The organism is Aeromicrobium sp. EU05-FHT14F07, assembly GCF_058790455.1.
The window spans coordinates 169,858-175,987 of sequence record NZ_JBYTCR010000006.1 but is presented as its reverse complement, the minus strand read 5'-3'; the positions used below and the strand labels follow the sequence as shown (position 1 = coordinate 175,987).

8 protein-coding genes are annotated in these 6,130 nt (G+C 69.4%); 4 read left to right on the top strand and 4 right to left on the bottom strand.

Going from position 1 to position 6,130, the window contains the following annotated elements:
• Positions 1-189 precede the first annotated feature (189 nt).
• Complete coding sequence (locus AC3WRM_RS08095; RefSeq protein ID WP_492247513.1) at positions 190-462, top strand: excalibur calcium-binding domain-containing protein; 273 nt, start codon at positions 190-192, stop codon at positions 460-462.
• Positions 463-493: 31 nt separating this feature from the next.
• On the top strand, positions 494-1,135 hold the full coding sequence (locus tag AC3WRM_RS08090) for a dihydrofolate reductase family protein (RefSeq protein WP_492247514.1): 642 nt from the start codon (positions 494-496) through the stop codon (positions 1,133-1,135).
• A gap of 1 nt (position 1,136) precedes the next feature.
• On the opposite strand, the gene AC3WRM_RS08085 is transcribed toward AC3WRM_RS08090, so the two are convergent.
• Both AC3WRM_RS08085 and AC3WRM_RS08080 read right to left on the bottom strand, forming a co-directional pair.
• On the bottom strand, positions 1,137-1,676 hold the full coding sequence (locus AC3WRM_RS08085) for a hypothetical protein (protein ID WP_492247515.1): 540 nt from the start codon (positions 1,674-1,676) through the stop codon (positions 1,137-1,139).
• Between the two features lie 49 nt (positions 1,677-1,725).
• On the bottom strand, positions 1,726-2,094 hold the full coding sequence (locus AC3WRM_RS08080) for a DUF3253 domain-containing protein (RefSeq protein WP_492247516.1): 369 nt from the start codon (positions 2,092-2,094) through the stop codon (positions 1,726-1,728).
• Between the two features lie 107 nt (positions 2,095-2,201).
• Here AC3WRM_RS08080 and AC3WRM_RS08075 point away from each other — a divergent pair, with 107 nt between their 5' ends.
• Together AC3WRM_RS08075 and AC3WRM_RS08070 are read left to right on the top strand one after the other, a co-directional pair.
• Positions 2,202-3,173 carry a hypothetical protein gene (locus tag AC3WRM_RS08075; protein WP_492247517.1) on the top strand — a complete coding sequence of 324 codons (972 nt, stop codon included), beginning with the start codon at positions 2,202-2,204 and terminating at the stop codon, positions 3,171-3,173.
• A 129-nt stretch (positions 3,174-3,302) separates the two neighbouring features.
• Positions 3,303-4,718, top strand: coding sequence for a S8 family serine peptidase (locus tag AC3WRM_RS08070; RefSeq protein WP_492247518.1), 1,416 nt, complete (start codon positions 3,303-3,305; stop codon positions 4,716-4,718).
• A gap of 60 nt (positions 4,719-4,778) precedes the next feature.
• Here the strand turns inward: AC3WRM_RS08070 and AC3WRM_RS08065 are convergent, their stop codons facing one another.
• Both AC3WRM_RS08065 and AC3WRM_RS08060 read right to left on the bottom strand, forming a co-directional pair.
• Positions 4,779-5,543, bottom strand: coding sequence for a hypothetical protein (locus AC3WRM_RS08065; protein WP_492247519.1), 765 nt, complete (start codon positions 5,541-5,543; stop codon positions 4,779-4,781).
• A complete protein-coding gene (locus tag AC3WRM_RS08060) occupies positions 5,540-6,040 on the bottom strand; it encodes a DUF6318 family protein (RefSeq protein ID WP_492247520.1) in 501 nt (166 codons plus the stop codon). The genes AC3WRM_RS08065 and AC3WRM_RS08060 overlap by 4 nt, the downstream gene beginning before the upstream one ends.
• Positions 6,041-6,130: the final 90 nt, after the last annotated feature.

The window sequence follows — 6,130 nt, the reverse complement described above, 5'->3', positions numbered from 1 at the left end:
GACACGAGAGCCTCCTGGGCGGCGTGAATCTAGACAATCCACACCTCACCCCGGAGGCTCTCTCCACGTCAACGACCGGGCACCAACCTCATGGCCGGTTACACCTAGTTCGTCTGGGTCATCTTCCCAGGATCACCCGACGAGCGAGGTGATCCGACCTACCGTCGATGATCGACGAAGGAGAACACGATGAAGCGACGCGGAAGCGCCCTGGTCCTCGCCACGGCCCTGTCGATCGGAACGCTGGGTGCCGTTGCGGCCCCCGCCGAGGCCGCCACGACCTACAAGAACTGCACCGAGCTCAACAAGGTGTACATGCACGGCGTCGGCCTGCCGGGAGCGCGTGACAAGGTGCGCGGCAAGACCAAGCCGGTCACGAACTTCACGAAGAACAAGGCGGTCTACAACGCCAACAAGAAGTCTGACCGCGACAAGGACGGCGTCGCCTGCGAGAAGCGGTGACACCGTCGGCGGTGGGGTGTAGGACGGACGCATGAGCCGTGTCCGTATGCACAACATCTCGATCTCCCTCGACGGGTTCGTGGCGGGGGAGCCGCAGGCTCTCGAGACGCCCATGGGCCACGCGGGGCAACGCCTGCACACCTGGATGTTCGACACCGCCTTCGGTGCCTCGATGATGGGACGCGCCGGCGGGTCCGACGGGCTCGACCAGGCGTATGCGCAGCGCTTCGCCGACGGCATCGGCGTCGAGATCATGGGCGCCGGGAAGTTCGGACCGCCGGGCTGGCAGGACGACCCCGACTGGCGCGGCTGGTGGGGCGAGACGCCGCCGTTCGGCACACCGGTGCTCGTGCTCACCCACCGTCCCCGCGAACCCCTCGCCCTGGACGGCACGACGTTCCACTTCCTTGACGCCGCTCCGGCCGAAGCCCTGGAGAAGGCTCGGGAGATGGCGGGTGGTCTCGACGTGCGCATCGGTGGGGGTGCCGACGTGGCCCGGCAGTTCCTGGCCGAGCGGCTCGTCGACGTCGCGCACGTCGTGCAGGTGCCGATCGTGCTCGGACGCGGAGCGCAGCTGTGGCAGGGCCTCGAAGGCCTCCAGGAGGACTACGACGTCGAGGCCGTGTCGTCCCCGTCGGGCGTCGTGCACCTGACCCTGCAGCGCAAGGTCTGAGTCAGTCGCAGTAGTCGCAGAGGCCGGTGGCGGGAAGCGCCGTGAAGCACGTCGGGCAGACCTTGACCGGCTTCGTCTCGACGGCAGCCCGCGCCCTGCTGGGGCGGGTCGAGGTCGTGGTCGCGCTCGTGCGGCGCACCTTCGCAGGACGCGGGGTGCCGCCGTCGGCGGGCAGGTCGGTCGCGAGAGCCCGGTAGCAGAGCAGACGGTCCTCGGCGGCGCGCTGCTCGACGTCGCGCACGACGTCACCCGTCGTCGCCAGGACCGCCCGTGCGTAGACGTCGCCGACCGTGCCATCGCGCTGGACCGCGAGCGACGTGAGGGGCGGGTCGCCCGCGCGTGCCGCCGCCAGGGCGGTGATCTCCATGAAGTCGCCGAGCCACGTGCGGCGCGACGTCGGGCTGTCGACGCGCGTGCGGACGAGGACCTGATCAGCAAGGTCGCTGACGGTGATCACGGCGCCGTACCGGGTTGCGGTCTCGCGAAGGACGTCGAGTGCTGCGGGGGTCCACCGGGCGAACTGGGGGAGGAGCTTGGCCACGTCCCACAACGTTAGACGACCGGTCCACGGGGGCGCGTCGGCGGACCGGTCAGAGAGCGCGCCGCACGCGGATGGGCCCCTTCGCCGTTGAAGGATCGACGACGCGTCCGCCCTGAGTGATCTCCACGGAACCGTCGGCGACGAGACGCCGCGCTGCTCGTCGCGCCGGCTCCATCAGCTCGCGCCAGCCGTCGGGGTCGACCCGCCGCGCAGCCTCCGACGGACAGATTGTCGCTCCGCCAGCCCGGGCGTCGAGCAGGTCCACGATGGCCGTCTGGAGCTCTTGGTCTGTGCGCGTCACGCCGTGCTTGCGGCAGGCCTGCGAGCAGTAACGCACCTGGTCCCAGTCGCGCTCCCACTTCTTGCGCCACTCGATGCGACGTCCGCACGACGCGCAGGTCTTCGACTCGGGGGACATGCCCCCAGTCTCTGGTCAACTCGACGATCCCGCCTGACGTCGCGCGGGCCGAGACCCCCTGTCCGACCTCGAACATAGTGTCGAAACACCGATCCAGGGGAGGACTCATGACCATGTACGACGACCAGCAGGACCACCGCTGGTGGCGCATCCGCACGATCAGCGACCCACCGGGCGAGCCGTCCTTCGGCTACACCGTCGGGCTGGCGCGGTACGGGCTGCACGACCTCCATCTGACGTCGAGACCAGCACTGGGGTGCGATCCTGGGGCCGACTACGTCCTCGGCCAGCGCGCGATGGCTCGCGTGCTCGACGACCTCGCGGCGGCGATGGTCGCCGGTGAACTCACGCTCGGTGACGACGTCGACGTGCAGCTCGATGGCGGACTCAGCACGGCCTACCTCGAGGTCGGAGCGCCCGTGCCCGCTGGCTGGATGGAGGCGCTGCGAGCGTCATCGGACGCGGTCGTGCCGCTGCCGTGGGCTCTCGTGCGGTGCCCGGTCGGTGCCGATCCGGGTCTGCCGCCTGGCGACGTCGACGGCTGGCGACGCCGCGTGCAGGATCTCGTGGCGCGGACGCCTCGGGTCCACGGCTTCGAGGATCCCGACCCGACCGCGTTCCCCGCGACGGACGACGCGCTCGGTCCACTCGCGCCCTGGGTGCACGCCGTCGCCCAGGCGCTCGCCTCGGCGCCCGCCAGCGCCGTCGTGTCGAGACTGGTCGACGACGTGGTCGCGCAGCGCGACCCTGAGCTGCGCACCCAGCTGCGCGAACGCTCCCGCACGGTCGGTCGAGTGCATGCGCTCGAACCCGTCGAGCGGCTCACCGGACGCGTCGTGCGCGCGATCAGCCAGCGTCGTGGATACCGGACGGCCGTGGCGGTGGAGCGTCGTCGCCCCGACCTCCCGTACGGCTGCTGCGTCGAGCAGCACCTGGGCCGTCTGGTCCGGGACTCCGTTGAGTCGTGCCTGCTCGTCGCGATCCTCGACGACGTCGTGACCTCGTCGGAGCGCGTGGCCGTGCAGGCCGCCTGGACGCCGTTCGTCCCGTTCGGAGTGCCGGTGGGAGCGGCCGGGTGAAGGTGAAGTCGAGAACAGTTCCTAGGAGAGCAGTAACCACGCCGCGGTCACGTCGTTGGCAGTGCTACACGCGCTCCGGTTCCGACGGAGCGCACGTTCGGGGGAACGATAGACATGCGTCGACGCATCATGTCCACATCCATCGGAGCGGCCGCCTTGGCGCTGGCTGCTCTCACCGTTCCGGCGCAGGCCGGGGCCGACGACCAGGCACGCCTCCAGCCGTTCCTGGCCGACCAGCTGTCTGCCCTCAGGGGCGACGCGGTCACGACCGTCATGGTCCACGGCCGCACGCTGGCCGATGCCGAGCGCGCGGTGCGCGACTTTGGGCTCCAGCGGGCTGGCAGCTTCGACAAGATCGGGGTCGTGATCGCCACAGGCTCGCGCAGCGAGATCGAGGCGGCACGCTCGGCCGAGGGGGTCACGTACCTGGAGGGCGACCAGCCGATCGAGTACCACCAGGAGACGTCGAACATCGCCACGCGCGGTGCTGAGGCCGCGGCGACGCTCACGGGTGCCGACGGCACTGCGCTCACGGGGCGCGGTGTCAGCGTCGCCGTGATCGACTCCGGCGTGGACCCGACGCACCCGTACCTGGAGGACGCGACGGTCGCGAACCTGAAGTCGGTGTGCTCGCCGCTCGACGAGTCGAGCTGTCAGGTACTGCGGGTGCCCAACTCCTTCGACACCGACACGACGTCGGTCGGCGGTCACGGGACGCACGTCGCCGGGATCGCGGTCGGTCGTCCGACCACGCTCACGAGCGGCGAGAAGCTGCAAGGTGCGGCGCCGGGGGCCAGCCTCGTGTCGCTGTCGACCGGGGCCGGGATCCTCATCCTCGGCGCGGACGCGTCGCTGAACTGGGTCCTCGAGAACCACGAGAAGCCCTGCGGCGACGGTGTCTCGGCAGCCGCGTGCCCGCCGATCAAGGTCACCAACAACTCCTACGGCCCGTCGGGTGGTGGGTCGTTCGATCCTGAGTCGACGACGGTCAAGCTGCAGCGTGCCCTTGCCGCGGAGGGCGTGGTGACGGTGTGGGCGGCCGGCAACGACGGTGGCGACGGCAGCGAGAGCCTGACGAACCCGCCCGGTCAGGACCCGACGGGCGGCATCGTCTCGGTCGCGTCGTACTACGACCTCGACACGGGAACCCGCGACGGCCGGGTCTCGTCGTTCTCCAGCCGGGGTGCGGCGTCGGACCGGTCGACGTGGCCGGACCTGTCGGCGCCGGGGGAGGACATCACCTCCTCGTGCCGGCCGTACCTGGTGATCTGCGCGACGGGCCTGGACCCGAAGGACGGGCCTGGTCCGCTCGACGTGGGCACGTTCAACACGATCAGCGGAACGTCGATGGCTGCACCGCACGTGGCGGGCATCGTCGCGCAGCTGTTCCAGGCGGATCCGTCGGCGACGCCGGCCGAGGTGGAGTCGGCGCTGACGTCGACGGCGTACAAGTACACGGACGGCAGCGCCTACGTGGGCGGCACGTCGTTCGACAAGGGACACGGTCTGGTCGACGTGGTGGCTGCGGTGTCGGCGCTGCGCTGACGTGGTCCGACGAGGTCCCGGGACATCCTTCGTGGGTCCCGGGACCTCGTCGTCTCCTGGCTAGCGTCGGGGTGCGACGAGGACGGGTGCTGCTTCGGTGACCTGGAGCGGGGTCGCGGCACCGGTCGCGGTGAGTGGCTGTCCGAGTGGTGTCCACGCCGCGCCGTCGACGCGGAACCGGACCGTGTAGGTGGTGTCGACGCGGATGCTGACCCGGTCGGCTGTGCGCTGGTAGGTGTGCGTGACGTCCTTCGCCGGGTAGGGGCGGCCGGGACGTGTGGTGGTGCGGCTCGTCCCGTCCCCGTGGTGCCAGGTGAAGCGGGTGGGGGTGGCCTCGACGTCGATGTCGTGCCCGAGCAGCGTGATGCTCTCGCGCACCGGCCGCGGGTCGGTGTGCAGGATCGTCGGCACGTTCACCAGCGTCCGCCCACCAGGCTGCACGGTCACGCGCAGCGCGGGCATGGGAATCTCACTGACCGCCCGCCGCACGTCGCCCTCCGTAAGCTCCGGCTCCTCCGGCGGCGCCGCTTCTTCCGGGTCGGAGGCGACAATGCCGCGCGCGCCGCAGCGGAAAGTGGCTTCGTATCGGGGAGCGTCTGTGTTCGAGCTGCTGAAGAAACAGGCCGAATCCCTCGACATCTTCGAGGACACGCGTTGCGCTGCCTTCGGACCCTCGACCTGGCTAGGCGTGCGCGCGGGACGCCACACGTTCGATTCGATGTTGACGGACGGCTTGAACGGGTCCGGGCTCACCTCCACATCGCCGCTAGTCAGGGTGCTTGGGCCGCCAACCAGAAGAGCGACGAGCATCGAGCGGACGATCACTGCCCCTCCACGACGTAGAGGTCTCGGATCTCGTAGGGAGCGCGGGGGCTTAGTTCAAAGGCGACGTCTTCCGTTGAACCGTCAGGGATCTCGATCTTGAAGCGCACGTCGGCGGCAGTCCCGTCGCGGTGGACACGAGTGGCCTTCACGTCCCACGGTGCGGATGTAGGTCGTTCATCCTCGGGGACGGCCCCGAGTGTCGATATGTAGCGCAGGCAGGGCTTGCAGCCTGACGACAGTTTTCGCAGGTCCTCTGTATCGCCCGTGATAGCGGCAAAGTTGAACAGCTGAACCCAGTGATATGCGAAAGATGCCGCGCCTTCGTCTGTCGACTTTGAGGCTTGCTCGGGGAGTTCAGGAGGCTTGGGCGCAGAACTTGCGGACGCCGATGCGTCTTCGGAGGGTCCAGGCCCCGGCTCGAGGACGTCCGGGTCGCCGGTGCATCCGGTAAGAAGAAGCGCGGCTGTCAAGGTCGCCGCGATCGTAAGTTTCTTCATTCGTGATCCCCCGATCTGACGCGTCAGAAGGTAGCGAAAACCCGCCGGAGGGTGAAGTCGTCATCCACAAGGCTCGGACGTCCGTCCGTT